The sequence below is a fragment of the Methanohalophilus sp. DAL1 genome, from assembly GCF_001683555.1.
Lineage (GTDB): Archaea > Halobacteriota > Methanosarcinia > Methanosarcinales > Methanosarcinaceae > Methanohalophilus > Methanohalophilus euhalobius.
On the sequence record NZ_MAFX01000022.1, the window covers coordinates 16,175 to 41,431 of the forward strand.

The window sequence follows — 25,257 nt, forward strand, 5'->3', positions numbered from 1 at the left end:
GAAAATGTATATGCTCAAAAAATCAAACTGAAGATTCTTGTCAGAATATATCAGATTACAGAAAATGAAATATGGTGAAGTACCCGGGTCAACATTATACAGAAATCAGGTCAAAGAGGTCAAGTTCAAGTTATTAATTCATAATATAAATAGGTCCATCTCTACTTCAGTAATTATTCAAAGGGGGATTTCTACAGAGCCTTCAATAGAAATACTCTTATAGGTTTGCAAATATACATTTAATAGAATTATAGGGGGAATAGATATGGAAAAGAAAATGACATCAGCAGAGCGTATGGCATCTGTAATGGCCGGGGAGAAACCCGATCGTGTTCCTGTAAATCCCTTCGCTTTGGGATATACTTCAAAAATTACGGGGGTATCCCTTGGGGATTTTTATGCTGACGGAGACAAATGTTTCGATGCGCAATTTACTTCGATGAGGCTGCATGGCTATGAGGCAACTCCTATGTATGGTTATGCTTCGTGCGGTGCCTGGGAATTTGGGGGAAAAATTGGTTTTCCTTATGGCAAGGGACAGGGAGCACCCTTTGTAGTCGAACATCCCGTAAAAGATATAGAGGATATTGAAAAATTAACTGTACCCGATTTTAAGGATGAACTTCCCGGTGCATATAAGGAAGCAGATAAGGTAGCTGCCAGAAGTGCCGAACTCGGTATGCCGGTTTCAATACAGCTCGGAAGTGTGTTTACCACTGCATCAGTAGTTGCAGACACATCTGAATTTATAATTTGGACAGTGATGGAACCCGAGGCTACACACGAATTACTCGGAAAAGTAACAGAGATGTTCATCAATGCGTTAGATTTTTTTGCGGACAAGTATGGCGCGGAAAATTTGCTTCCCTTTGACGGTGGGCCATCTGAATCCAATACAATGATATCACCAGATATGTTTGGAGAATTTGCCTATCCGTATATGAAACGGATTCATACGCATATGAAAGATATTGGAGTAAAATCTGTGCTTATGCATCCGTGTTCTGATCAAAATAAAAACATTCCTTATTATGTCAAAATGCGGGAAGAACTTGGTTGGTCCGGGAAATATGTCTGGTTATTTGGTCCTGAAACACCGGTAAAGGATCAGGTAAAAGCCTTTGGGGATTATGATGTAATTTGTGGTAATATTCAACCTTCCTTGTTCCTCACAGAGTCTTATGAAGACCTGCTGGAAATTTGCAGGGAAAACATAGCTGAAGGAATGAACTCACCGTCTGGTTATATGCTGGCACCAGGTTGTGAGTTCCCAGTAGATGCTCCTCCCAAAAAATTAATGGCAATGATAGATGCAGCTGATATGTATGGGAAATACAGCTAAACCTCTGTCGAAAATTACTACAGACGACAGTTCTAATTAACGAGTATTTCGGTGAACGTTAATTTTCCAAAATATCTGTAAATTTTGACCCTCTTTTTCTCCATTAACCTGTTTTCCACCACAATTTGAGTCCCTTCAACAATTGCAGGAGTGCCATATTCTGTTTCTGACAGGTTTACAAAACTATTGTTCTGAATCTATAGAATAAAAATCAATTCTAAAACTAAGGGATTTTTACCTCGGGATAATAAGCCGTCGGGGGGATTCGAACCCCCGGCCTGCTGATTACGAATCAGCCGCTATACCACTAAGCCACGACGGCACACCGAGGCGTATCCAGATACGGATATTAGGATTTAACCATTTCGCTATTTTGCCTGCATATCAATCAATCCGCACATCGATACATATATTGTACTGATGCGGGGCATACGAACGGACCGAGCGGGTTTCCAGTACTTCAAATTCCCTGTCTGCTTTTTTTGCAGCCTCCTCGATCAGGCAAAGAGAGGGACCAAAAAGGGCATCCTCATGCGCCATTGCATAATAATGGATTATACCTCCGGGTTTGGTCAGGGCCACGGCCTCATTGACAAAATCACAGGCATTATGGGGCAGGTTCATGATCACATGATCTGCTACCTGACCCAGCCTCTGCGGAAGGTCACGGGCGTCTGCCACAAAGGCTTCAACATTATCCAGGCGGTTGAGTTCGATGTTTTTTTGCAGGTACTCAACTGCGTGCGGATTTTTATCAATTGCATACACATAACCACATTTTTTGGCCGCCGGGATACTGTATGGACCCACCCCTGCAAACATATCCACAACTACATCATCCGATTTCAACTGCAAAACCACCCGTTGTCTTTCTGTGGAAAGCCTGGGAGTGAAATAAACCTTCGCGACATCCACCAGATACCTGTATCCATGATCCCGGTGAACCGTCTCGGTCCTGTCTTCTCCTGCAACCAGTCTGAAACTGCGTACCCGAAATTCTCCTGTGATCCCTGCTTTTTCCTGTAAAACCACACGCAGACTCTTTCGAAATTCCAGAAGGGCCTGGGCAACCTTTTCAGGTTCCTCTTCATCGCCGTCAAGAATTGCAATATCCCCCACTATTTCAAAAGAGGGAGAAAAACCAAGTAAATTTTCGGGAGTGATCTGTTTCTTATTGGGTTGCAGGTCATGTTTGACCAGTTCTGCCACGTGGGGAAGATTTGAACAGACATCTTCCGGACACTCGTCCATAACAGGCACATACAGACAGTCATCATCCGCAGACAGCCTGTATGAATTATCCAGTAAATCCATCTCCGCCAGTGCCTGCCTGACAGGCTCACCAAACCGTTTTTTCACTTTTACACACAAACGTTCCATCAAATCACCCCAGGGCAAACCAGGTACCAAATCCCATCAAGAAAAGGCCGCAACATGCAAGGACACTCCTATATACAGTTCCCGAAAAGAAACTTCTCGTCTTGCTAAGAGATGTGGAAACAAAGGTAAACCATCCAAGGTCAGCCATCCAGTGTCCGACTACAAACATCACAGCAGCAAATATACCTATCTCCAACCCCTTGAGCACAAGTGCACTTCCTGCAGCCAGCCACCATACCCAGAAATAAGGATTGGAAGCTGAAGTTAGTAGACCTGCAGAAACAGGGTTTGCCAGAACTCCACCAGATAACCCTGAATCAATAGATGTATTCCGGGACTGTATTATCGTAAGTAAACCAAATACAACAAGAACCATACCCCCTACAAAGGATATAACGGACATTTCCGCATCCCCTATAAGCGATGTAAGGCCCAGCACAATAAGAATACAAATTAAAAGTTCAATCAAAGCATGGCCAAGGACAACTTCAGGCCCTGCCCTCCATCCTTTTTTCAAAGACCCTTCAATGGTGGCAAAAAGCATCGGGCCTGGCACAAGCGCTCCTGTAAGACCTACTGCGAATCCCACAAGCAGCATGTCCAGTATTGCAAGCATGGATAGGGAAGAAAAGAAGTTGAAGGATATTAAAAGGTATCCTTCAAAATCAGAGGATAATCTCGATATCGAGTTCCTCTGCAAGTTCCTTGTAGCGGTTACGGATAGTAACCTCTGTCACACCTGCCACGTCTGCAACCTCACGCTGTGTGCGGCGTTCCCCACACAGGATAGAGGCAATATAAATAGCCGCAGCAGCAACACCTGTAGGCCCACGTCCGCTTGTTAATTCTTTCTCCGATGCCTGCCTCAGGATTTCTACACCGCGGGATTGTACCTCGCCTTTCAGGCTTAGGCCCGAACAGAACCTGGGCACATAATCTATCGGGGAAGTAGGCATTAGTTTGAGGGACAATTCCCTTGAAATGAAACGGTATGTCCTACCAATTTCTTTCCTGCTGACCCTGGATACTTCTCCTATCTCATCCAGTGTCCTTGGAACACTGCACTGCCTGCATGCCGCATACAGAGCAGCTGCGGCAACACCTTCAATACTGCGACCACGAATCAGGTTCTTGTCAACCGCTTTTCTGTAAACAACAGCTGCTGTTTCACGAACCGTCCTGGGGAGACCAAGGGCTGAGGCCATCCTGTCAAGTTCTGAAAGAGCAAATGCCAGGTTTCGTTCAGTTGCATTGCTTACACGGATACGCCTCTGCCATTTTCTCAAACGATACAGTTGGGCACGATTCTTGGATGATATGGACTTTCCATAAGAATCACGGTTCCTCCAATCGATCATTGTGGAGAGACCCTTATCATGTATCGTGTAGGTCATCGGCGCACCCACACGGGAGCGCTTCATCCTCTGGTCATGGTCAAAAGCCCGCCACTCAGGTCCCTCATCTACAAAATCAGCATCGACTACTAAACCACAATCCGCACATACAAGCTCTGCACGTTCGTAATCCTGTTCAAGATTGCGGCTACCACACTCAGGGCACTCCAGTGCCTTATTCTCTACATCAGTATTCTTTTCCTTCTCCCGACGTGCTTTTATCATAGCACGCATTTTTTCTCGTTCGGAAGTGTCTGAATACCTTACCCTTTCAACTTCTACCATGTATTGGACCTCTGATTAAAATCACGGAATAAAAATGTAAACATTTATTATTTGACATACACTTTTTCCCGAATCCAGCTTTTTATCTTCGAATCCGGCACGTCACTAAAAATTTTGACTACAACATAAGGATGGGCGGTCGGACCTATTATATCGGAAACTTTGCCAATTTTTGCGACCTTCTTGTCCAGAACTGCCGACCCTTTCCTGGGCAAATCCTTTATATTACAGAAAGACATGCTTTCGGAGCCTTTTACTATAAGCTTCCTGCCACCTATCAGGTGGGACACTACTCCAAGCCTTTTCATATGCATTTTTCCATAATATAAGATAATTTGGATGTATAAATTAGATTAAATTGATTATATATAAATGTATCGCAATACCTTTAATAGGAATCTATGCCATTCCCGGGCACAAAATAAGGATTTAAACAAAATTAATACACCTGGAATTATTTCATTTTTGCTTCAAAATATGATGCATCGTTAAACCTTAATATAAAATGAACTATTGTGTCATCTACTAACAAACAGGACCCTACATATAATCAAGAATCTATATTTCCATGGGAGGAAAGTTAGTGGCAGATGAAAAATTTGTTTATTTTTTTGGAAATAATAAAACCGAAGGAAAAAACAGCATGAAAGATTTGCTGGGTGGTAAAGGCGCAAACCTTGCCGAAATGGCAAACCTGGGTATTCCGGTACCTCCAGGCTTTACAATTACCACCGAAGTGTGTGTGTTCTATACGAAATACAATCAATATCCATCCGGAATGCTTGATGAGGTGGATCGGGCTTTACAAAATCTCGAAAAAGCAAATAACAAACAATTTGGTGATCCGGACAATCCCCTTCTCCTTTCTGTTCGCTCCGGAGCACGGGTTTCAATGCCTGGAATGATGGATACTGTTCTCAATCTCGGCCTAAACGACAGAACTGTCACAGGACTTGCAAAAAAGACATCTAACGAGCGTTTTGCTTATGACAGTTACAGAAGATTCCTGACAATGTTCGCAGATGTTGTACTTGGAATACCTACTGAAAATTTTGAAAAGGTAATAGAATCCCGGAAAAAAGAGCTGGATGTAGAACTGGATACCGAACTGGACACGGATTCTCTCAAATACCTGGTCGAAAAATTCAAAGCAATAATAAAGGACAATACAGGGAAAGAGTTTCCACAGGATCCCAGAAAACAACTCCAGATGGCTATCGATGCTGTATTCAATTCCTGGAACAACCAGAGAGCAATAAAATACCGCCGCCTGAATAATATACCTGACAATTGGGGTACTGCTGTAAACGTACAGAGCATGGTTTATGGAAACATGGGTGAAAAATCCGGAACAGGTGTGGCATTCACACGTGACCCTGCTACCGGTGAAAAATGCTTCTTTGGCGAATTCCTCACAAATGCCCAGGGAGAAGACGTAGTTGCAGGAATACGCACCCCACAACCCATCGAAGCACTCCAGGACAGCATGCCTGAGGTCTATGATAAACTGGTGGAGATCTACAGGAAACTGGAGAATCATTTCCGGGACATGCAGGACATTGAGTTTACCATCCAGGAAGGTAACCTTTACATGCTCCAGACAAGAACCGGTAAACGGACTGCAAAAGCAGCTATCAAAATAGCCGTGGATATGGAAAAAGAAGGCCTCATTGATAAAGAAATCGCAGTATCACGTATAGAAGCTTCACAGATTGATAAAGTCCTCCATCCAATGATAGATCCTGATGCAAACCTCGATGTAATTGCTACAGGATTACCGGCATCCCCAGGTGCAGCAGTCGGAAAGGTTGTATTCACAGCAGAGGAAGCCGAAGAAAAATCCAAGGAAGGAAAACAGACTATTCTTGTACGTACCGAAACCTCACCGGAGGATATCGGAGGAATGGCAGCTTCTGAAGGTGTACTTACTGTTCGTGGAGGAATGACATCCCACGCAGCAGTTGTTGCCAGAGGAATGGGTAAACCATGTGTTGCTGGTTGTGGCGAAATTACAATCGATATGGACAAAAAAGAATTCACCAACGGGAAGGTTACTGTAAAAAAAGGAGACTATGTAACCATCGACGGCAGTACAGGAGAAGTCATACTGGGAGAAGTCAAACTCATTTCCCCTGAACTGAGTGGTGAACTTGATACCATTCTGAGATGGGCTGACAAGATCAGATCCATAAATATCAGATCCAATGCCGATACTCCTCATGATGCAACAGTCGCAAGGGAATTCGGAGCTGAAGGGATTGGCCTTTGCCGTACAGAGCATATGTTTTTTGGCGAGGAAAGAATCCCTGTTGTTCGTGAAATGATAATGGCAGAAAGCAGTCAGGAAAGGAAAAAGGCACTTGAAAAATTGCTTCCCATGCAAAAGGAAGACTTTACCGGCATATTCCGTGCAATGGAAGGCTATCCTGTTACAATCAGATTGCTTGACCCTCCACTTCACGAGTTTCTGCCCAACCATGAGGAACTCACGGAAAAACTACGCGAACTGAAAAATAAAGGCGCCAAACAATCAGAGATAGCTGAAGTAAACAGACTGATAGGTGGAGTAGAATCACTCAAAGAAGTCAATCCGATGCTTGGCCACCGTGGATGCCGTCTTGGCATTACTTATCCGGAAGTGTACGAGATGCAGGTCAAAGCTATTATTGAAGCAGCATGTGACCTGAAAAAGGAAGGACTTGAAATTGTACCTGAAATAATGATCCCACTGGTCAGCCATGTCAATGAACTCAAGGTAATCAAGGAAACAGTGAAATCGGCTGCACAGGAAGTAATGGATTGTAACGGTTCAACCATTGATTATCTGGTTGGAACCATGATAGAATTACCAAGAGCAGCCCTTACTGCAGACCGTATCGCTGAAGAGGCCGAATTCTTCTCCTTTGGTACTAATGATCTTACCCAGACAACCTTCGGTTTCAGCAGAGATGATGCAGGTAAGTTCCTCCCATCCTATATAGAGAACAATATACTGGAGCAGGACCCATTCGCAGTACTTGATCAGGAAGGGGTCGGAGAGCTTGTCAAGATCGGTATTGAGAAAGGAAGAAACACAAATAGTAAACTCAAAATAGGTATTTGTGGGGAACACGGCGGAGAACCGGCTTCTGTAAAATATGGCCATAACGTAGGACTCAATTATGTAAGTTGCTCACCATTCCGCGTTCCCATTGCAAGACTGGCAGCAGCCCAGGCCGTGATCGAAAACAAAAATAAGTAAAACAAAAAAGAAGAGATCAGAGGGGCAATGCTCCAAAGTTCTCTTCATATCTTTTTTTCATAGCACCCCATGTTGGCAGATTGGTCTGGCATCCAACACATTCCACTTCAAATGAAGCAACTGTTGAACCTATTTTGCCACATACCTCAAAGGGTAGGCCTTTCCTGAAAGCCAAAAGGAATCCCGCTCTGTAACCATCTCCCGCCCCGGTGGGATCCACAGCTTTTACGGCCACGACAGGAATATCGATCTTTTTATTTTTATGATAAATTTTACTTCCACTGGAATCACAGGTAACTACAATAGTTGAAATGGATTGCTTCAGATCATCAAAAGACCTTCCCGTCATCTCTTTTACACGCTTGAGCTCATGGATATTGGCAAAGAGAATATCCGTATTATCCAGTATCGTAATCAGATGCTCTTTTGAGTAAGTAACCAGATCCTGGCCAGGATCAAATGAAACAAACTCTGATTTCTGGGCCACCCGGGCACTGAAACTTGCCTCAGAAGGTGCCAGATGGACAAAATCCAGCGCTGGAGTTTCCATATCCGACAACTTTGAAGATGAACCCCAGTAAAAGTAGGATGATTGGTTATGATTTGGGTCAGTATAGACAAAAGCTTTGGTACTTTCCTCACCTTCTATATGATAAAGGAGAGAAAGATCAACACCCAGATTATCCAGATGTTGCTCATAGCCGCTTGTGGAAAAATCATCCCCTACAGCAGCAACCAGACGGGAATTACCGCCCAACTGCGCCATTGCTGCGGCAATATTGGAACCACCCCCTCCGAAAAGCACTTCGTAGCTTGTTATCGGATAGGATTCATTGGGTGAAGCGATATGTTCTACTTCAAATAGATAATCCAATGCCGCATGTCCTACAACATCCATGGGTCCCGACATTAGACCTCCCACTTCATCTGACAAATTCTTCGACATCTATTACAGTAAGAGGTACATCCCTCAAGGTCCTTCCGATGACCGATTTGGCAATACGGGAAGCATGTTCGTCACTTTCAGCATCAAAAACTTTCATTTCCAGGATAAGGCCGACTATACCGGTATTTGCTGCTATGAAAACACTACTAAAAGGTTCATTACAGGCAGGACAGAAAGTAGAACCCACATCAACTTCAACAAAATCAAGTTTGGGATTGAGCCTCTTTCCGGCTTCAGCAATTGCTACACCAATGGCATCATCTGCGCTTTTCACATCCCTTACCAACCAGGCGGCTTCAAGGGTTACATGATAACTCGGCATACTTTTCGTCTCCAGGTTTAAAACTTCTACATTCTCTCAAATTAAAACATCGCCATCAAAACTAATAAGCACAAATAGTATATTAAGCAATAAACTCAGTCATATTCGTTTCACTTATATTAATTCTCTGCTTAAACCGAATTTGAATAAGGTATGGCAGATCATATTGTAAATAACACATCATCATCCACATCAAAAATCCCGAGCTTTGCACCGGCATCCAGCCAGGCATGTCCATAACTGAAACATACAAGGGCATTTACCGGATCCCCAATCTTAATAAAATGAAGACCGTCATTATAATAGGATTGAGCCATATCCACGTAATCATCTGCTACTTTCATCAAATGGGAATTGGCCCTGGGAGCAGGTTGTGCAAGTTCCAGAGATTTTTTAAGCAATTTTTCATATCGTCCAACTTTCTCATTCAAATCCGCTGCCATTTATAACACCTTATTTACTTTCAGAGCCAAACAGCTTATTGAAAAGACCTCCGCTATCTTTCTTGGGATTGCGGCTTGGTTTCCTTTTAGGTGGCGGGGATTGGGATTTCTTTTCGTTTACAGGTTCTGTTTTGGACTCTTTTTTGGTACCGGGAGATATTTTACGGGAGGATTTATTGAGAATTTTCACAGATTCCCCACCATGCCTGGATTTCCTGGCACGTATATCCACAAGAATCGGGCGTTCAATATCATTGCTCACCAGCATCGCAATCCCGGGTGGCAGGCGTAACAATTCTTCTTCTACATAGGAATTCACACCCTCCAGACCTTTACTGATGGATTTAAGGTCATTTGGATTGGTAATTTTCAATATAATCTGGCTTCCACACTGTGAAAGTACATTTTTATCAACCCTTGCAGGCCTCTGGGAGATAACCAGCATCCCCAAACCAAACTTTCGCCCTTCTGAGGCTATTGTGCGGAGAATTTCGGAACTGGAACTCTTGCTATACCCTCTTTCAGGAGCAAAATTATGGGCTTCTTCCACAACCAGCATTCCCGGAGGAATCGTGCCAAGTTTGCGAGCTTCAAAAAGAGTATCACAGAGCTGGGCCACAATCATTGTCTGTATATGAGGAGGGACCCCTTTCAGGTCAATGATCGAAGCCTTTCCATCCTGCATTAATTCTTCAACCGGAGTAGGTTGAGGGGAAAGTATATCCAGCTGGTTAATGTCTTCAAGTAAATTAATTACATTCCAGCGGGCCTTGCTTTCATTATTACTGACCTCCCTGATTATATCATCAAGGAAATAGGTTTCCACATCAGCACGTAACCTGTGTACAGCTTCATAGAGAATACCGGAATGGGTACTGTTAAAATTATCAGGAAATAAAGTCATCAGTTCACTGGGAGTAAGATTAACCCCGTTTAACCTGAAAAGATGATCAGCATTTGGATTAATTGATTTATCGGCAGGAGTATAAACCTGTATCCTGGAGCCGTATCCTTTGGATTTTATACCGTATTTTTTTAGGTCACCTTCATTTCCACTGGCTGATTCTTTAAGGGAAGAATACTCACTATGAGGATCAATTATCAACATGGGCACATTATGATCAAGTAATTCTTCAAGAATTACTCCGGCAGTGTAAGACTTACCACTACCGGTTTTTGCAAGGATGCTACAATGTTTCTGTACAAGACTGTTCACATTAAGATGTACAGGAATACCGGTACCTTCAAGCAATCCGATATACATGTCATCTCCCACAAGACCCAGTGTATCTCTAATAAGTGTATCATCTGCCAGATAGACCTGATCCCCGGGACTGAAAGGACTCATAGGTGCCCTTAAAAGACCACGATCATCCCTGCTTCCTATTATTGTGGCAGAGGCCACTATACGGTCATCATTTCGATCTTTCCTCTGCCCTTTTTTGGCTTCTTCCAGAGAATATTTTTCACTGGAGCGCACAATTGACATTACCTGTGCAAGTATCCAGCCATCGGTCTCATGCCATATTTTGACATAATGCCCTCTCAGAACTGCCGTACTGTCCGATATCAGGAACTTGAAATTAAGAGTTCCTGTTTCACCAAATATGACTCCTACTGAACCACGTACCATATTATACTCTCACCAATAAACAATTTTCACTCAAAATACTTCAAATTAATTTATGTCTCCTTCTTCAAGGATAGATTCAGGTGCATCCGCTAGTTTAATAAGGGATTCTGCCTCGACAAAATGCAGATCTGCCGGAATAACTACAATATGCAGGGGAGAACCAAAATCACAACTTTCGAGATTTTCAGCAAAATCTGCCCTTACAATAGGTTTCTCAGAACCTGCATTTGCAATACCTACAGCTATTGAACCTTTTATGAGATTTTCACCTCTTTTTTCATCTACCTGAAGCAAGAGCTCAATTCCCTGATTAACCGTCATATAACCCTTATCCATATCAATATCAAGAAATACAGCCGTATGCAGACCCATCTGCCTGTTGTGTAGAATAGTATCATAGGGAGTTTCAGAAATAATTGTATTTCCCCGGGTGCTCGTGTATGGATAAGGAATGGTTGCTGCTTTGCCAAACCTGTAATTCTGGAGGCCAGTCAGACCACAGATAGCAGAGACTATGGAAGCGCCGTGGATCAAACAGGTTTCAATGCCCATCTCCATTGCTCTGAGCCGGATATCTACATGAGTAGTGGATACCATCGTGTCCCCGCCTGTCAGAAAAGCTATATTGATCTCTTTTGCTTCTTCAAGCCACCAGGGATCTTGCTCTACTTCCTGCCTGTCAAGAACGTGTATTTCCCTGCCATACAGGTTTTCCATCTTTTCTTTATCCGCACCCATCAATCGGGAAGTATAAAATTCCACATACACCTTACCGGCATTTTTTATAACTTCAAGCCCCTTTACAGAAACATCCTTTTCATCAAATAACCCAAGTCCGACAAAATAAAGCATAGGCTTTATAAGACCCCGCTCTATATATTAAAGGTTTTGAAAAGGCTAGCAATACCAGAGAGTTACTGCGAAACGTATTTATAGAACCATAGACAGTTAGATTTCTTTATATACAGATTATTCATCAGGAGGTTCAACATCAATGCCAGGACATTACGGCGGACAACCCGCCTACATCGTGAATCCCCGCACCGAACACAAGCAGGGAAAGGATGCTTTATCCGTAAACATCGCCGCGGCAAAGGCAGTAGCAAACATTGTTAAGACTACCCTTGGACCCAAGGGCATGGACAAAATGATGGTAAACTCCATTGGAGACATAGTCCTCACCAACGACGGGGCCATGATCCTCAAGGGAATGGATATCGAGCATCCAACTGCCAAAATGATCGTAGAGGTTGCCCGTACCCAGGAAGAGATTGCAGGTGACGGTACAACCAGTGCAGTTGTGACTGCAGGTACATTACTTGACAAAGCATCCGATCTTATAGAAGAAGGTGTACACGCACGTGTTCTTGTAAGAGGATTCGAAAATGCATCTGAAAAAGCTCTGGAAATTCTCAATGAATTTGCCATAGATGTATCCGAAGGAAACAGGGAAGCTCTTGAAAAAATCGCCAGCACTTCTATGTCAGGAAAAGCTTCCGAAACAAACAAGGAGATACTTGCAGCACTTTGTGTGGATGCAATCCTGCAGATTAGCAAAAAGGGAAGTGTCAATGTAGACAACGACATAATCCTCAGACAGGAACCCGGAAAAAGTGTCAGTGAAACAGAGATCCTCGATGGCATAATGCTCAACAAGTACAGGGTACACCCTGGTATGCCAAAAACTGTAAAGGATGCAAAGATCGCTATTATAGACACACCTCTTGAAACCCAGAAAACATCAAACACATCCAAATTACAAATTAGCAATGCTGATGAAATGCAACAATTCCTTGCCCGTGAAGAGGATGATTTCAAACAGATGGCTGACCATGTCATCAAAACCGGGGCAAACGTCGTAATATGCTCCAAGAATATCGGCGACAAGGTAGCACATTACTTGCAAAAGAGCGGTGTTATGGGTATCCGCAGAGTCAGTGATGATGATATCAGGAACCTGTCCTATGCAACAGGTGCAAAAATCGTGAAAAAGGTCTTTGATCTCAGTGAAGAGGACCTGGGACATGCAGGCGAAGTCGGAGAAGAAGGAGAGTCCACCGTTGCCAAGATATTCATAAAGAAATGTGAAAATACAAAGGTAATTACCATTCTGCTTCGTGGAAGTACCGAGCATGTCACGGACAATCTGGAAAGAGCCTTTGATGACGCACTCCATGTTATCAACTCAGTCTTTGAGGATGGCAAGATTGTGGCAGGTGGCGGTGCAGCAGAAGTGGAAATTGCCCAGAGACTGCGCAATTATGCTTCATCCATAGGTGGCAGGGAACAACTTGCAATCACTGCATTTGCCGATGCTGTAGAATCCATACCCATGGCTATTGCTGAAAACGGTGGAATGGACGCGACATCCGTAATCCTGAAACTGCGTAATGCACATGTCAAAAATCCCAATATCGGATTGGACATCTACAGCGGCGATTATCTTGACATGGTTGAAAAAGGAATAGTGGATCCCCTTCGTGTAAAAACCCAAACTATAAGGTCTGCTTCAGAAGTTGCAACCATGATCCTGAGGATCGACGACATGATGAGGGCACAGAAAAAAGATATGATGGATGTCAAACCCGAACATAATGTCCATAACTACAACAGGCCTTTCTAAATGGCCGTCTGGCCTGTGATATATTCACAGGCCATAAAACTTTTTGTAATTTTCAATTGCCTTAAGAACCGCAGATGGATATTCTTTATTCAAAAAGGCTATAAAATCATCCCGACCCCTACACTCTTTCATCCTATCAAGCATATGCAGTGCAAGTTCATATGATGCAGGATTTTCCCTTTGTACCTCCAGAGATAAGCAGAGGGCCTCTTTGGGGAAATGTAGCCTGATGTGAGGAGACACCGAACCAAGCAGCAGGCCTTCTTCCAGCACACTGTAAGGAGGGACACCTATTCTGGAAATACGATCCCCTCCGGCAAGTTTATGAAAATTCTGCTTTGAATAGGAATGAATCTCAATATATATCTCAGGCGCATAATTGTTCACAAAAACAGGAATATTAGAACCGGGACCTTTGTAGTAGCCATCCTGAAGAGTAGAGAGATAGCGACCCCGGTCAACAAGGGGCAACAGAAAAAGAGAACCCGACAATGGAGGGTTCAACTCCAGCAGAAGGTTGGAAGTGTCTTTCCACTCACCACCATGCATCCCTGCAGCAAAAAACCTGTAAGGCCTGCCTTTACCATAAACCTTGAGCAACATAAGTTCCTCATGTCTTTTTTGCCACTACGTAAAATTCCCTCTGGGCAGAATCCAGGACTTCCAGGACTTCGATTCCCAGCGATTTAATATTTTCAACCAGGTGTTTTTTATTTCTTCCCCTGCCCAGTTTAATTACCTGAAAAATCATTCCACCTTTCTTGAGAAGGGGGAGTACCTTGCCGAGGGCCTCTATCGAAGCCTCGGGCTCAAGAGTCATATCAGTAAGCAATACGTCAAAGGGACTTCCAGGTATTTTAGATGTCGGCATCGTAAATACATCATCAAAGATTATGGTAATATTTGGGTTTTCATAGGCCAGTCTCCCAAGTTCTGAGCGAAAATGGCGGCTGTATTCAATTCCTACTACGTTCGCACCGCGTTCACAAGCAAACATCAGGAAACCTCCCGCACTGGAACCCAGGTCCAGTACGCTGTCGCCTTCTTTGATTAAATCGAATTTTTCCTGTATGTTACGAAGTTTAAAATATCCCCGGGGTTTATCCAGCCCTTCATTGACTTCTATTTCATTGAACTCGGACACTTCACGGGAAGATTTCGTTGTGACGTTGCCATCAACTTTCACATGCCCTTCACTAATTGCCTTCTTGGCCCTTCCCCGGGAACTGAAAAAGCCGGTTTCTATAAGATATACATCAAGTCGCATGAGATACAAGATGTACAACGCCCTATATATAGGGTAAGTTGACCTGCACGGGAACTAAGCATGTTTATGCCCGGAAATATTTCTTTTGCTTTAAAAGAATGGTCCTGACCTTAGAGGCCAAAATCATAATTGCACCTAATGCCACTTTTATCAAAACAGCGGTTGCATGAAACACACCGTGCTCCTTCTGTTCCGTTCTCCAGTTTTTTCACAAGGTCTGGTTCACTGATGAACGGACGACTCATGGAGACCATATCCGCATAAACCCTGAGGACTTCATCCATAACGGCTCTTGTACGGATACCGCCCACCAGTATTACGGGTATACTTACAGTATCTTTTATCATCTTGGCATAACGTCTGAAGTAGGCTTCCTTTTCCTCTGAATCAACCCCGGGCTGGGACATCACAGAACCAGCCTCGACAATTCCACCACTTACCTCTATGGCACATACTCCCGCTTTTTCAAGAAGGGTAGCAATTTCCACGCATTCAGGTGCATCCAGGCTAATATGACCAGAATATATATCGAAACCATCAGTTGCATTCAGTTTGACCATTACAGGAAAATCAGGAGAGACATCCTCCCGGATACGGCGCACTATCTCGGTGATTATACGTGTACGGTTTTCCACAGAACCACCCCATTTATCTTCACGCCTGTTGGTATAGGGCGAGATAAAACTACTCAGCAAAAAGCCATGGGCACAGTGCAGTTGTACCCCGTCAAAACCTGCCTCCATTGCCCTGCGGCTAGCATTAACAAAATCATCAATGGTTTCCAGGATCTCTTCTTCTGTCATTGCCCTTGGAAGTTTACCTGTGGAACTGTCTTCAACCGCTGAAGGAGCAAGCAGAGGATAACCGTGCTGTGTCATTGATTGTCGTCCCCCATGTACAATCTGGAGAACGATTTTACTCTCATAGGAATGAACTCTTTCAACAATCTTCCTGTAAGGGCCTATAAAACGGTCATCATAGATACCCTGCTGCAAACCATCGCTTTTACCAGCAGGATTTACGTAAGAATATCCCGTTACAATAAGCCCAACCTCATTTTTGGCCAGCTCTTCATAGATATCCCCTATAGCTGCTGTGGGTGTGCCGTCTTCCTCTGCCAGCCATTCATGGGTTGCTGAGCGTACAAATCTGTTCGGGATGGATAAACCTTCAATATTGATCGGATCGAATAGCATATTCAATATTCATGCCCGCAGATGCATATATGCTTTACTCAACGACCTTTAGCCATTTCCAGTTCTCTTCCAAGCTTTTCATTTTGAAACTTAAAAGAAGTAAGGCTTATGAATGACATCACAAATGCCAGCATGTTGAGAAGGAGCACAAGGAGTAAGGAAGAGCCTTCAAGCCCGCCTCCCTCCTGACCATAAAGAGAGCCTCCAAACATCAGGGGATGGGCACTTCTCCAGATGCGAATGGAAAGAAAACTCAAAGGCACCGATACAAAGGCCACAATCCCGAAAACCGCAGATAACCGGGCCCTTTTAAGAGGGTCATCCAGGGCTGTCCTGAGCATGAGATAGCCTACATACACAAGAAAAAGCACAAGAGAGGTCGTTAACCGGGGCTCCCACACCCAGTACCAGCCCCATATAGCTTTTGCCCAGATGGAGCCGGTTGCAAGCACAAGGAATGCAAATATGACACCTACTTCTGCAGCAGAAAGAGATACAATATCCCATTTCGAATCATTCTCACGCAGATGAAGGATACTCGAAACAAAGACAACAAAAAAGGCCAGATAGGCAACAATTGCAATCGGCATGTGGAAATAGAATATATTAAAGCTGGAATCCAGTACATTACCCACCGAATCTTTCATGACCGGCAGATAGAAAAAAATGGCCTCAAATGCTACAACAAGCATCAGGGCTGTGAACAGGTAAAATGGTTTGGAATATTTTTCCCACTGCAACTAGCATCACCGGTTTGTAAGGGTTATTTCAGATGTCTGCATGACTATGGAACTCACTGTATATTAATCCTCTACGACATACTCAAAAACCAGCATTGAAACTGCAAAGAAGACAAAGTCATAGACTACCAGCAGTCGGATATATGACATTAAAGAAAATATATCCTCACCCCTCAAAAGACCCGAAGTGGCAGACACCGCCGGGATGATAACCGGCAGGGACAGAGGTAAAAGCAGGACAGGAAGCAGCATTTCCCCGGCACGGGCACGTATGACAAGAGCCGATATCAGGCATCCCACCACAACAAAGCCAAAGGATCCCAGTAATATGACAATACCAACCCAGATAATTGCAGTAAACTGGTAATTAAAGAGGACAGAAAACATTGGGATAGTAATTATTTCTACCAGTAGCATCAGCAAGAATACAAAGATGACCTTGGAGAGGTAAATTGAATTGCGGGGTATGGGACACATTTTCAGGGCATCCATACAACCGTTCTGGACCTCTGTAGCAAAGGTACGGTTTAGACCCAGCGTCCCTGCAAATATGAAACATATCCAGAGCACACCCGAAGCCACCGTTGCAGTTTTGCTGGCAGAAGACAACAGATCAGAAAAAGCAATACTAAAGATAATAAGGACCAATAAAGAAAAAACAACCATCGAAATAAATATTTCTCTGGCCCTGCTTTCAATTTTCAGATCCTTAAAGGCTATATTCAGGCCCTTTAGCATTTAAATTGCCCTCCAGAAGAAGAACAGATGGCTTCGGCAAAATTACGGGCATTTGGGTCGTTAGCCGCCACATCATGAACAATATTCCCGGCCTCCATAATTAACAGGCGACTGCACAGACGAAATGCCTTATCCAGATCATGAGTTACCATTATCTTAGTCACAGCCGGGTTTTCCATAAGGAGGTTTTCCATAAGTGAAGATGCATTCATATCAAGGCCAGTATAAGGTTCATCAAGTAATAGCAAGGAAGGGTCATGGATAATGGCCCTTGCAAAGGACAAACGTTGTTTCATTCCTCTTGAGAAATTTTTAACAGGGTCTTCGGCCCTTTTCCACAGACCGACTTTCCTGATAAGATAATCACACCTCTCAGCAAGAGCAGCATGTTCCATACCATACAGTTTCCCAAAAAACAAAAGGTTTTCACGAGCTTTCAGGTTGTCATACAGGAAAGTATCATGGGAAAGCATTCCTATTCTATCCTGTACATCCTCCCTGTCATTACCTTTTGTTCCAAAGATTTGCAATGTACCTTTGGTAGGAGAGAGCAGAGAGGCAAAAATTTTCAAAAGGCTAGATTTACCTGCCCCATTGGGGCCGATAATTGCAATAAACTCACCTTCTTCCACACGCAGGTTAATTCCATTTAGAGCATGTAGGCAACCGTAATCCCGGAAAATACCCTCTGCAACAAGAATCGTTTCGCCCATCATGGATTAAATGATAGTAGCCATAAATTAAGATTGTGATATATTGGCAAATACAACCAAAAGGAATATAGCATAATAATCAGAAGATATTATGGGGGTATATTGATGAGTACGAAAATTGAAAAGATAATGATCGCCACCGACGGGTCTGAGAATGTAAAGAATGCAGTTAACTGGGGTATTGAACTTGCAAAAGCAACCGGTGCAAAGGTCAAGGCAGTCTATGTTTTGCCACCTGTAAGTGTATCCATCACAACCCGCGGAGAAAGGTGGGCCGATTCATTGCGCAATCATCTTAAGGATGAAGGAAAAAGTGCAACTGAATACGTTGTTGATACCGGGAAGAAGGCAGATGTCGATGTAGAACCCATAATAATAGAGGGCAATCCTGCAGATAGCATCGTCAAATTTGCCACGGAAAACGGGATAGACCTCATAGTAATGGGAACACTTGGTAGGACAGGTATCAGTCATCTTTTGCTTGGCAGTGTGGCAGAAAATGTGGTAAGACATTCCAAAACACAGGTATTGGTCGTACCCTAAGGCATCAGGCAAACGATTATATAGCCCAAACACAATGTTAGTATGATTGCGAACGGTTGATTCAATCCTACCAAACATTCTCCATCCAGCCGTTTGCAATATTTTTATGAGGGGTTAATATGTCCGAAAACTTGATCCAAATTTCAGAAGAGGAATGGAGAAGCCGTTTATCTACAGAACAGTTTCGTGTCCTCAGAAAAAAAGGAACAGAAGCACCTTTTAGTGGTAAATACAATGATTTTTACGAAAAAGGTATCTACTCCTGTGCCGGATGTGGTCAGGATCTATTCTCTTCCTCCACAAAGTACGATGCAGGCACCGGCTGGCCAAGCTTCTGGGAAGCAATATCAGAAGACAACATTGAAAGAATACCTGACTATTCCCTGGGAATGAAACGCATCGAAGTGATATGCAGCCGTTGTGGAGGGCACTTGGGCCATGTTTTTGATGATGGACCGGCCCCTACCGGAGAGCATTTTTGCATAGACTCGATTTCCCTGAATATTAACCCTGAATAAGAAAATAAAAAAGCCATTGCGATAAGTATTTCTATATATCCGATGAATTAGGGGCTTTGTGAGAGAGGGAGGGCAGTTTCCGGGCCTTCTGGTCTGAGGAAAGTCTCCCCACCTTCCGGACACGCGAATACCTGTAAAGGGTATCGGGCGAGAGCTCGGGCAGCCGGGATACCGGCTCTTGCGGTTTAACCGCATGATGGCACAGAAACGATACCGGCCTGCGTTAAAGCAATGATATGAAAATTGAGGTCGCGCAGGGTACGGATGGAACGGCGAATCCTCGCGGGTGCAAGTCAAAAAGGGATCAAAGTTGTTGTTCGGACAACCCCGGTTTTGGTGTGACGCTTAGCCGAATACTGCCAATGCATCTTTGCATCAACAGAAGGGAGCTTACTCCCCTCACTCACAACCTATCATCAACCTGGCCGAATTCTTCAAGAATACCTGCAATTTTTTCGTAACTTATAGAGGTATTATAACAACCATCATTTTCAAGAGGGAGACCATAAGCAATAACACCTTTACCTCGTAGAAAACGCATACCCTTGTTAATCTCATAATTACAACCAACAACCAGAATTCCATCCGCAGGCTTTTCTTTCAATATATACTTCACAAATGAGGAGCCGGTTATAACGTAGAAACGATAACCATACCTTTGTGCATCCCTTTTTAGCTGCCCAACTACACACCTACCACATTCCTTGCATTGTATACCATATCTTGAAGCATGGGCAGGGCAATCAAGATGGCGCATACAGTGGGGCAGGAGCATTATTCTGTTACGAGTCCTTCCGAAAGCATGATAATGAGCAATGTTTTTCAGGGAAACCATCCAGCTATCCAGAATACGGGAATCGGACAACTTGCAAAAGAAATATTTGATAGGCAGGTAGAAGAAATCAAGTATCCATGCAAAAATACCTGCAAGACGTACATGCCGATTAAGGCTGATGCGGCTGACAAAAAGAGCAAGGCTACTCAATAAGACAGATATTGCCACGACTCCTATCAGTACTTTACCTATCAGATCGTACATTACATGCCTCCATTTTCTCAATTACAGCCTCTACATCCACTTCTGTTTCAAAACAACCATCTTTTAAGAGGCAGATTCCCTGTACAGGCATAAATGAAACTTCTTCCATAGCTTCTGCAAGTTCATTATAACAGGCCACTCCGATGCATGAAGTCGGATTATAGTTTTTTATGATTTTCTTAATGAAACTTCCTCCGGGAATTACAAAAACGCGGAAGCCACGTTTTTCAGCTTCTGCACTGATATAACCAATGGAGCAGAGACCACATCGCCGACATTCATAACCATGGACCGGGTCACAACGTGCAGGACATCGGGCATGTCTGAGACATTGCGGCAGAAATACAACACGTAAGCCGGAACTGTTCCTAAAGTCATCCAGCATTACAGCATTGCGCACTTCGATCAGAATCTCATCAACCAGAGTATCCCTGATGTGGAACACTCTGCATATCCATTTGGCCGGAGAATAGAACATATAGAGAATGAAAAGGACAAAATTTGGAAAAATTATGTGCCTTTTCCTGAAACTGTAAGCACCTACTATAAGTGCCAACAATATCCCTGCCAAAGCCAGAATTATCAGGTATATGAATATCCTGCCTAAAAACTCATAGGGAATTTGCATAGCAGCAACAAGAGGTAACTGATAATTTATGTAGGTTTCTAAAAAAAGAAAATAAAAGGGGTATAACCCCTTGAGTTGATTATCTTGCCTGATCTTCACAATCAGAAAGATCGATACCAAGAGCCTCAGCAGTTAGCACTATAATATCTTCAACTTCCAGATTGTCTGCCTTGACAGAATCCCTACCATCACAAAGATTTCTCTTACAGAATGGACAGGCACTGGAAAGAATATCCGGATTCTTGGCAAGAGCATCTTCAACCCTTGTCTCGGCAACACCAAGTGCAAGATCAGGAATACCTGCTTTGACACCACCGCCTGCTCCACAGCAGCGTTGATTATCCTTTATACGGTCCATTTCAACAAAGTTCAGACCGGGGATACTGCGCAATACCTTACGCGGTGGCTCGAAGACTCCTACGTGACGTCCCAGGTGACATGGGTCGTGGTAAGTAACAGTTTTGTTATCAAAGGGCTGTTTCCAGTCGATCTTGCCTTCATCGATTAATTTGTCAAGGTACTCAGTTATGTGGATAACCTCGAATGGAAGTTCTTCACCAAGCAACCTTGGCCAATCCACAAGTGCGGTCCTGTAGCAACCTGCACAAGCGAAGAGTACCTTGGTAGCACCCTTTGCCTTGATACCGTCTACATTTTTACGTGCAGACTTTCTGGCAATGTCTTCGATTTCGTACTGGCCGGTTCTTACAAGAGCCGAATTACAGCATTGTTCATCCTCACCGAGCATGGTGAATGGAATATCCAGACGGTTCAGTACACGTGCAGTTGCAAAAGCAAGTTTTTTCTGCCTCAGTTCAGCGGTACAGCCACCGAAATAGAGAATATCTGCTTTATCTTCTATTTTAACATCATCGGGGACCCAGCTGAGACGTTCCTTGGGATCTGACATATAGGGATTACCATATTCTCCTATGAGCTTGACAAACATGGACTGTTTACCAACAGGACCATTGCCACGTTTTACGAGATTGGCACGCATTGCTTCCCAAAGTTCAACGGTATTGATGCCGGATTCACAAACTGTAGCACACATTGCACAGGTGGTACATCCGTAAACATCTTCCTTGAATTGCTCAATTTCTTCCTCTGGAATCTGTTTGGGCCCAAAGAGCCGGGCACGCAGACCATAGGATTTCTTCATATATTCCTGCCAGCGCAGAATCTTGTCCCTGGGTGCAAGCCCGGGTTTTTTGCCTGATGCGTCATAGGTAGGGCACCACTGTACACATTCACCACAACGTGTACAGGAATCGATTTCCATAAGCTGGACAGCTGTAAGGTTTTCCGTTGTAATAGACGGATTATCACGTACCATTTTATTCGCCTCCCTTGTTGGCCAAAATAGTAAGAGGTGTTGCAATCATGTGGATGTATTTGCTGTACGGAATGTAAGCAATACAGAAGAGCAGGGAAATTATCACGTGGAACAGTGCAGCTGGTGGAGCATAGGGATACTCGATACCAAAGCCCCAGAAAGTGCCGTTCCTGATACCATCAGCAATAAATCCTGTAACAGTAATGAGGGTCAGTCCACCAAGTAGTATGGAGTCATATGCAATGGTAGCTTCACGCATTCTTGGAATAAAGAGTCTTCTTGCGATTGCAATTATTATACCTGTAAGCAGAATGTAGCTGAACAGGTCATTAATTGGACCGAGGAATTCCCTGAAGACTGCAGGATCGGGGCCGATTCCCAGGTGTGCCATGTGTAGTAATTCCACAAGGAACATAAGAAGGGACAATAGGAACAGAGTCATCCAGCCTACAAAAATGGTAATATGCATAAACCATCGAAGGGGACTGCGGCGCATTATACGACGCTGCAATAGAATATCAAGCACAAGAGTCACAATGATATTCTGTTTATGACCATGCCCATCCTCACTCATCTGATAGGCCAGTGTTTTAGGGAGAGTAAAGATGCTGCCTTTGGAAGGTTTTTGTCCGTAACCTTCAGCACCTAATCCCCATTTTTTCAGATTTATATACATTCCATAGAGGAATATCACAATCGCTATAATGGCCAGTATCATGACCTGCACGAATGTGATCCTCATAGCATCGGATATGCCAGCATAATATTCCATAGCCATAAATTCTATCTCCTGATACCATTTTAAAAGACATTTTACAAAAATTATTAGCAGTAGTAATATAAGATGGAGTATTGGTGGTAACAATTGTATTTAAAGATTTTCATTATGCAAAAACAAAACAGGAGAGGAGAATTAGAAAAAAAGAGAGGAAAGGAAAGAATAGAATCCCTTAATTACAGGCCTATTTCCCTTTTGAAATTTTCAAGACCCATATCATCGATCATGCGTCCGATCCTGTGCTTTTTTGCGTGGGTCTTGTAAAAGCTGACAATCTTATCAACCAGTTCTTTAACCTCATCATCATTCTGTTCATCAGCTATCACATCACCAAGTCTTGGACGAATACCTGCATTACCCCCGACCATCACGGTATAACCTTTTGGAGTACCCATGATACCTATATCCCTGACAGCAGGTTCGGAACATGAGTTCATGCAGCCTGAAACCGCTATTTTGAATTTGGAAGGGAGTTGCATTCCATGGTATTTCTCATCCAGTTCAAGACCGAGAGTTACAGCATCCTGCTGACCTCGTTTACAGAAAGTAGTACCCGGACAAATTTTGATACTTCTCACACATGGACCGATTGCAGCAGCTGGTTTCATATCCAGGTCATCCCAGACATTGTCTATATCGTCCTCCTTGAGACCTACAATACAGACACGTTGAGCAGATGTCAGTTTAATGGCAGCTGCCTCATATTTGTCCGCAGTGTCAGCAATCTTACGCAACACATCAGCTGATACAATGCCTCCAGGTGTTTGGGGGGCAATCGCGAATGTTTCACGGTCCCTCTGGAGAATGGCACCCTTTTCAAGAATATCTTTTGACATTAATAATCCCTCATTAGCACTCTTTTTCCAATCTTTTCAGCAGACCTTTAAGGCCTTCTTTATGCCTTGCCTCATCAAAGGAAGCTTTCTCGAAGAAAAGAGCTGCCTGTGCATTACCTTCATCCCTGGCAATTTTAGCAGCATCACCTTTTTCGCCTTCTGCCATGGTTTCACCTTCAAGCATCATCTTGATGTTCTCAATTGTGGTATCTTTGATCAGACCAAGAATTTCTGCAGTCTCTGCGGCATGCCAGGCTTCATCCATTGCAATCTGGCGTAAATAAACTGCGACTTCAGGGTAGCCTTCCCTCTCTGCCAGTTTTGACATGGCAAAGTACCATCCAACTTCTGTCGTTTCCCCTTTGAAAGTATCTTTCAATATTTTCTCAATACTCATAAAATCACTCCACAATAATGCTGTTAGAGCAGTAGAAAGTAGATTGTTCGTATATTATATAACATTTTTTGGCATGAAATATTGCATCAACCCAACTACAAACAGACAACCATTCGCAAGATATTATAGCAAAGAGCGTATTCAAAAAGCAAGACATGTCACCGCAAATTAGAATCGTACTTGTAGAACCTCTATACCAGGGAAATGTAGGTTCGGTCACACGCTCAATGGAAAATTTCGGATTTGATGACCTGGTTCTTGTAAATCCCTGTAAACTGGAAGGACAGGCAAGAGCAATGTCATGCCATGCAAGTGATTTACTGGAAAGTGCTCCAAAAGTAGACACATTGGAAGAGGCTATTGAAGATACAGATATAGTAATTGGTACATCGGGGATTGCAGGTATAAAAACCGACCAGCACATACGTATGCCTGCATACACTCCATCCGAGATACGGGATAAATTCAGGGAAACTAATGGAAAGATTGCCTTCCTTTTCGGAAGAGAGGATAATGGATTTACCCGGGAAGAACTCAAAAGATGCGATATGATCATGACGATTCCGACATCAGAAAAATACCCCATCATGAACATCTCCCATGCAGCAACAGTTGCAATGTATGAAATGAGCAATCTGGAAATCGGAGAGAGACCGATTGCTAATGGTTTTGATCTTCAATTGTTATATGACCATTTTGGACAGGTGCTTGCAGATATAAAACACCCCGAACATAAGATGGAAAAAACTTCAATTATGCTAAAAAGAATATTCGGACGTGCAGAACTGACACCACGGGAAGTACAGACATTAAGAGGTGTACTCAGGGATATACAACGACAAAAGAAATGATACACACGAAAGATAGATAAAGCTTGTAAGTTTTTATAATCCGAAGTCAAATCTGGTATGCACTGATA

At 43.4% G+C, this 25,257-nt stretch carries 27 protein-coding genes, 1 tRNA gene, 1 other RNA gene and 1 pseudogene; 8 read left to right on the forward strand and 22 right to left on the reverse strand.

The features are described from left to right. Positions 1-61: 61 nt before the first annotated feature. Together A9957_RS05400 and A9957_RS05405 are read left to right on the forward strand one after the other, a co-directional pair. Positions 62-223: pseudogene (locus A9957_RS05400) on the forward strand (IS4/IS5 family transposase); the annotation flags it as partial. A gap of 42 nt (positions 224-265) precedes the next feature. Then, positions 266-1,342: a uroporphyrinogen decarboxylase family protein gene (locus tag A9957_RS05405; protein ID WP_096712264.1), complete on the forward strand. Its 1,077-nt coding sequence runs from the start codon at positions 266-268 to the stop codon at positions 1,340-1,342. Between the two features lie 250 nt (positions 1,343-1,592). Here A9957_RS05405 and A9957_RS05410 read toward each other — a convergent pair. The 5 genes from A9957_RS05410 to A9957_RS05430 form a co-directional block, all read right to left on the reverse strand. Beyond that, positions 1,593-1,664, reverse strand: a tRNA-Thr gene (locus A9957_RS05410). A gap of 62 nt (positions 1,665-1,726) precedes the next feature. Beyond that, entirely contained in the window at positions 1,727-2,722 is a 996-nt protein-coding gene (locus tag A9957_RS05415; RefSeq protein WP_096712263.1) for a class I SAM-dependent methyltransferase family protein, read from the reverse strand. Between the two features lie 4 nt (positions 2,723-2,726). Further along, the gene (locus A9957_RS05420) at positions 2,727-3,338 is read right to left on the reverse strand and encodes a LysE family transporter (RefSeq protein WP_096712286.1); all 612 of its coding nucleotides are present in this window, start codon (positions 3,336-3,338) and stop codon (positions 2,727-2,729) included. A gap of 49 nt (positions 3,339-3,387) precedes the next feature. Further along, on the reverse strand, positions 3,388-4,401 hold the full coding sequence (locus A9957_RS05425; RefSeq protein WP_072359502.1) for a transcription initiation factor IIB: 1,014 nt from the start codon (positions 4,399-4,401) through the stop codon (positions 3,388-3,390). A gap of 47 nt (positions 4,402-4,448) precedes the next feature. Further along, on the reverse strand, positions 4,449-4,709 hold the full coding sequence (locus A9957_RS05430) for an H/ACA ribonucleoprotein complex subunit GAR1 (protein WP_164909040.1): 261 nt from the start codon (positions 4,707-4,709) through the stop codon (positions 4,449-4,451). 260 nt (positions 4,710-4,969) lie between these two features. Between A9957_RS05430 and ppdK the strand changes: the two genes are divergently transcribed. After that, entirely contained in the window at positions 4,970-7,642 is a 2,673-nt protein-coding gene (ppdK, locus tag A9957_RS05435) for a pyruvate, phosphate dikinase (protein ID WP_096712261.1), read from the forward strand. Between the two features lie 16 nt (positions 7,643-7,658). Here the strand turns inward: ppdK and A9957_RS05440 are convergent, their stop codons facing one another. From A9957_RS05440 to dph5, 5 genes are all read right to left on the reverse strand, one after another. Further along, positions 7,659-8,552, reverse strand: coding sequence for a carbohydrate kinase family protein (locus A9957_RS05440; protein ID WP_292343457.1), 894 nt, complete (start codon positions 8,550-8,552; stop codon positions 7,659-7,661). Between the two features lie 13 nt (positions 8,553-8,565). Further along, positions 8,566-8,910 carry a DUF555 domain-containing protein gene (locus tag A9957_RS05445; RefSeq protein ID WP_096712259.1) on the reverse strand — a complete coding sequence of 115 codons (345 nt, stop codon included), beginning with the start codon at positions 8,908-8,910 and terminating at the stop codon, positions 8,566-8,568. A 161-nt stretch (positions 8,911-9,071) separates the two neighbouring features. Then, entirely contained in the window at positions 9,072-9,353 is a 282-nt protein-coding gene (locus A9957_RS05450) for a DUF357 domain-containing protein (protein WP_292343458.1), read from the reverse strand. 10 nt (positions 9,354-9,363) lie between these two features. Next, on the reverse strand, positions 9,364-10,986 hold the full coding sequence (locus A9957_RS05455) for an ATP-binding protein (protein ID WP_096712257.1): 1,623 nt from the start codon (positions 10,984-10,986) through the stop codon (positions 9,364-9,366). A 45-nt stretch (positions 10,987-11,031) separates the two neighbouring features. Further along, entirely contained in the window at positions 11,032-11,838 is an 807-nt protein-coding gene (gene dph5, locus A9957_RS05460) for a diphthine synthase (protein WP_096712256.1), read from the reverse strand. 142 nt (positions 11,839-11,980) lie between these two features. On the opposite strand from dph5, the gene thsA reads away from it, so the two are divergent. Next, positions 11,981-13,609 carry a thermosome subunit alpha gene (gene thsA, locus A9957_RS05465; RefSeq protein ID WP_096712255.1) on the forward strand — a complete coding sequence of 543 codons (1,629 nt, stop codon included), beginning with the start codon at positions 11,981-11,983 and terminating at the stop codon, positions 13,607-13,609. Positions 13,610-13,633: 24 nt separating this feature from the next. Here the strand turns inward: thsA and A9957_RS05470 are convergent, their stop codons facing one another. From A9957_RS05470 to A9957_RS05495, 6 genes are all read right to left on the reverse strand, one after another. After that, on the reverse strand, positions 13,634-14,212 hold the full coding sequence (locus tag A9957_RS05470) for a DUF2119 domain-containing protein (RefSeq protein ID WP_096712254.1): 579 nt from the start codon (positions 14,210-14,212) through the stop codon (positions 13,634-13,636). A gap of 7 nt (positions 14,213-14,219) precedes the next feature. Continuing rightward, positions 14,220-14,876: an SAM-dependent methyltransferase gene (locus A9957_RS05475; protein ID WP_292343460.1), complete on the reverse strand. Its 657-nt coding sequence runs from the start codon at positions 14,874-14,876 to the stop codon at positions 14,220-14,222. A gap of 110 nt (positions 14,877-14,986) precedes the next feature. Next, positions 14,987-16,072 carry an NADH:flavin oxidoreductase gene (locus A9957_RS05480; protein ID WP_292343462.1) on the reverse strand — a complete coding sequence of 362 codons (1,086 nt, stop codon included), beginning with the start codon at positions 16,070-16,072 and terminating at the stop codon, positions 14,987-14,989. Between the two features lie 38 nt (positions 16,073-16,110). Continuing rightward, the gene (locus tag A9957_RS05485) at positions 16,111-16,764 is read right to left on the reverse strand and encodes a cytochrome c biogenesis protein (protein ID WP_292343500.1); all 654 of its coding nucleotides are present in this window, start codon (positions 16,762-16,764) and stop codon (positions 16,111-16,113) included. Between the two features lie 111 nt (positions 16,765-16,875). After that, positions 16,876-17,550 carry a heme exporter protein CcmB gene (locus tag A9957_RS05490; RefSeq protein WP_292343464.1) on the reverse strand — a complete coding sequence of 225 codons (675 nt, stop codon included), beginning with the start codon at positions 17,548-17,550 and terminating at the stop codon, positions 16,876-16,878. After that, positions 17,544-18,266 (reverse strand): ABC transporter ATP-binding protein, encoded by a 723-nt coding sequence (locus A9957_RS05495; RefSeq protein ID WP_292343466.1) that lies wholly within the window; start codon positions 18,264-18,266, stop codon positions 17,544-17,546. The genes A9957_RS05490 and A9957_RS05495 overlap by 7 nt, the downstream gene beginning before the upstream one ends. 102 nt (positions 18,267-18,368) lie before the next feature. On the opposite strand from A9957_RS05495, the gene A9957_RS05500 reads away from it, so the two are divergent. The 3 genes from A9957_RS05500 to rnpB all read left to right on the forward strand — a co-directional run bounded on the left by A9957_RS05500 (position 18,369) and on the right by rnpB (position 19,729). Further along, the gene (locus A9957_RS05500; RefSeq protein WP_096712251.1) at positions 18,369-18,806 is read left to right on the forward strand and encodes a universal stress protein; all 438 of its coding nucleotides are present in this window, start codon (positions 18,369-18,371) and stop codon (positions 18,804-18,806) included. 119 nt (positions 18,807-18,925) lie between these two features. After that, positions 18,926-19,324 carry a peptide-methionine (R)-S-oxide reductase MsrB gene (gene msrB, locus A9957_RS05505; RefSeq protein ID WP_096712250.1) on the forward strand — a complete coding sequence of 133 codons (399 nt, stop codon included), beginning with the start codon at positions 18,926-18,928 and terminating at the stop codon, positions 19,322-19,324. Positions 19,325-19,384: 60 nt separating this feature from the next. Further along, positions 19,385-19,729, forward strand: an RNA gene (rnpB, locus tag A9957_RS05510) — RNase P RNA component. On the opposite strand, the gene A9957_RS05515 is transcribed toward rnpB, so the two are convergent. The 6 genes from A9957_RS05515 to A9957_RS05540 form a co-directional block, all read right to left on the reverse strand. After that, the gene (locus A9957_RS05515; protein ID WP_105460641.1) at positions 19,728-20,363 is read right to left on the reverse strand and encodes a DUF116 domain-containing protein; all 636 of its coding nucleotides are present in this window, start codon (positions 20,361-20,363) and stop codon (positions 19,728-19,730) included. The genes rnpB and A9957_RS05515 overlap by 2 nt on opposite strands. Next, entirely contained in the window at positions 20,344-20,991 is a 648-nt protein-coding gene (locus A9957_RS05520) for a DUF116 domain-containing protein (RefSeq protein ID WP_105460642.1), read from the reverse strand. The genes A9957_RS05515 and A9957_RS05520 overlap by 20 nt, the downstream gene beginning before the upstream one ends. A 79-nt stretch (positions 20,992-21,070) precedes the next feature. Beyond that, positions 21,071-22,327, reverse strand: a complete 1,257-nt coding sequence (locus tag A9957_RS05525; protein ID WP_105460643.1) for a (Fe-S)-binding protein — start codon at positions 22,325-22,327, stop codon at positions 21,071-21,073. A 1-nt stretch (position 22,328) separates the two neighbouring features. Beyond that, entirely contained in the window at positions 22,329-23,105 is a 777-nt protein-coding gene (locus tag A9957_RS05530; protein ID WP_096712246.1) for a disulfide reductase, read from the reverse strand. 176 nt (positions 23,106-23,281) lie between these two features. After that, entirely contained in the window at positions 23,282-23,941 is a 660-nt protein-coding gene (locus A9957_RS05535; RefSeq protein ID WP_096712245.1) for an NAD(P)/FAD-dependent oxidoreductase, read from the reverse strand. A gap of 13 nt (positions 23,942-23,954) precedes the next feature. Then, complete coding sequence (locus A9957_RS05540; RefSeq protein WP_096712244.1) at positions 23,955-24,338, reverse strand: ferritin family protein; 384 nt, start codon at positions 24,336-24,338, stop codon at positions 23,955-23,957. Positions 24,339-24,493: 155 nt separating this feature from the next. Here A9957_RS05540 and A9957_RS05545 point away from each other — a divergent pair, with 155 nt between their 5' ends. Further along, the gene (locus A9957_RS05545) at positions 24,494-25,189 is read left to right on the forward strand and encodes an RNA methyltransferase (RefSeq protein WP_096712243.1); all 696 of its coding nucleotides are present in this window, start codon (positions 24,494-24,496) and stop codon (positions 25,187-25,189) included. Positions 25,190-25,257 lie beyond the last annotated feature (68 nt).

Coding starts and splice junctions, on each gene's coding strand:
- A9957_RS05540 (WP_096712244.1), bottom strand. CDS start 24,338: ATGAGTATTGAGAAAATATTGAAAGATACTTTCAAAGGGGAAACGACA.
- A9957_RS05530 (WP_096712246.1), bottom strand. CDS start 23,105: ATGGCTATGGAATATTATGCTGGCATATCCGATGCTATGAGGATCACA.
- A9957_RS05415 (WP_096712263.1), bottom strand. CDS start 2,722: ATGGAACGTTTGTGTGTAAAAGTGAAAAAACGGTTTGGTGAGCCTGTC.
- A9957_RS05470 (WP_096712254.1), bottom strand. CDS start 14,212: ATGTTGCTCAAGGTTTATGGTAAAGGCAGGCCTTACAGGTTTTTTGCT.
- A9957_RS05420 (WP_096712286.1), bottom strand. CDS start 3,338: ATGCTTGCAATACTGGACATGCTGCTTGTGGGATTCGCAGTAGGTCTT.
- dph5 (WP_096712256.1), bottom strand. CDS start 11,838: ATGCTTTATTTTGTCGGACTTGGGTTATTTGATGAAAAGGATGTTTCT.
- A9957_RS05475 (WP_292343460.1), bottom strand. CDS start 14,876: ATGCGACTTGATGTATATCTTATAGAAACCGGCTTTTTCAGTTCCCGG.
- A9957_RS05450 (WP_292343458.1), bottom strand. CDS start 9,353: ATGGCAGCGGATTTGAATGAGAAAGTTGGACGATATGAAAAATTGCTT.
- A9957_RS05440 (WP_292343457.1), bottom strand. CDS start 8,552: ATGTCGGGACCCATGGATGTTGTAGGACATGCGGCATTGGATTATCTA.
- A9957_RS05500 (WP_096712251.1), top strand. CDS start 18,369: ATGAGTACGAAAATTGAAAAGATAATGATCGCCACCGACGGGTCTGAG.
- A9957_RS05495 (WP_292343466.1), bottom strand. CDS start 18,266: ATGATGGGCGAAACGATTCTTGTTGCAGAGGGTATTTTCCGGGATTAC.
- A9957_RS05485 (WP_292343500.1), bottom strand. CDS start 16,764: ATGCTTGTTGTAGCATTTGAGGCCATTTTTTTCTATCTGCCGGTCATG.
- A9957_RS05525 (WP_105460643.1), bottom strand. CDS start 22,327: ATGGTACGTGATAATCCGTCTATTACAACGGAAAACCTTACAGCTGTC.
- A9957_RS05405 (WP_096712264.1), top strand. CDS start 266: ATGGAAAAGAAAATGACATCAGCAGAGCGTATGGCATCTGTAATGGCC.
- thsA (WP_096712255.1), top strand. CDS start 11,981: ATGCCAGGACATTACGGCGGACAACCCGCCTACATCGTGAATCCCCGC.
- A9957_RS05490 (WP_292343464.1), bottom strand. CDS start 17,550: ATGCTAAAGGGCCTGAATATAGCCTTTAAGGATCTGAAAATTGAAAGC.
- A9957_RS05425 (WP_072359502.1), bottom strand. CDS start 4,401: ATGGTAGAAGTTGAAAGGGTAAGGTATTCAGACACTTCCGAACGAGAA.
- A9957_RS05455 (WP_096712257.1), bottom strand. CDS start 10,986: ATGGTACGTGGTTCAGTAGGAGTCATATTTGGTGAAACAGGAACTCTT.
- A9957_RS05520 (WP_105460642.1), bottom strand. CDS start 20,991: ATGCAAATTCCCTATGAGTTTTTAGGCAGGATATTCATATACCTGATA.
- A9957_RS05545 (WP_096712243.1), top strand. CDS start 24,494: ATGTCACCGCAAATTAGAATCGTACTTGTAGAACCTCTATACCAGGGA.
- A9957_RS05445 (WP_096712259.1), bottom strand. CDS start 8,910: ATGCCGAGTTATCATGTAACCCTTGAAGCCGCCTGGTTGGTAAGGGAT.
- A9957_RS05430 (WP_164909040.1), bottom strand. CDS start 4,709: ATGAAAAGGCTTGGAGTAGTGTCCCACCTGATAGGTGGCAGGAAGCTT.
- A9957_RS05515 (WP_105460641.1), bottom strand. CDS start 20,363: ATGTACGATCTGATAGGTAAAGTACTGATAGGAGTCGTGGCAATATCT.
- ppdK (WP_096712261.1), top strand. CDS start 4,970: ATGGGAGGAAAGTTAGTGGCAGATGAAAAATTTGTTTATTTTTTTGGA.
- A9957_RS05535 (WP_096712245.1), bottom strand. CDS start 23,941: ATGTCAAAAGATATTCTTGAAAAGGGTGCCATTCTCCAGAGGGACCGT.
- msrB (WP_096712250.1), top strand. CDS start 18,926: ATGTCCGAAAACTTGATCCAAATTTCAGAAGAGGAATGGAGAAGCCGT.
- A9957_RS05480 (WP_292343462.1), bottom strand. CDS start 16,072: ATGCTATTCGATCCGATCAATATTGAAGGTTTATCCATCCCGAACAGA.